Source organism: Frateuria defendens, from assembly GCF_001182895.1.
GTDB lineage: Bacteria > Pseudomonadota > Gammaproteobacteria > Xanthomonadales > Rhodanobacteraceae > Frateuria_B > Frateuria_B defendens.
In genome coordinates this window covers 1-350 of record NZ_LFQR01000330.1, presented here as the reverse complement: position 1 = coordinate 350, position 350 = coordinate 1, and the positions used below count along the sequence as shown (strand labels likewise).

At 31.7% G+C, this 350-nt stretch carries 1 protein-coding gene; it reads left to right on the top strand.

All coding sequences use genetic code 11. From position 1 onward, the window contains the following. Window positions 1-242, top strand: a 242-nt coding sequence (locus ACH65_RS19455; protein ID WP_237561582.1) for an Asp23/Gls24 family envelope stress response protein, incomplete at its 5' end; no start/stop codon positions are given. Window positions 243-350: the final 108 nt, after the last annotated feature.

Here is a 350-nt window from a genome sequence, read left to right as displayed (position 1 = left end):
TTGCAAAATATGATCAAGTAAGACAACCAAATGTAGTTGCGAAACTATATAACAAAAAAAATAAATCTTATATCGACATTAAAACTGACTTTTTCGTACCAAATAATGTTCAAGTTCAATCTTTAACTGAAGCAATTCGTTCGGATATTAAAAAGAATGTAGAATATTTCACAGAAATGCCAGTACGTAAGTTAGAAGTTAATGTGAGAGATCAGAAAACTTCTGGTCCACGAGTGTTGTAAGGGAGGTATATCATGGCTAACAATCATAACCAAAACGGACAAGACTCTACACAACAAGTGATTAATTTTTTAAAAGTATTTAAATGGAGAATCGTTGGTTTCCTAGCG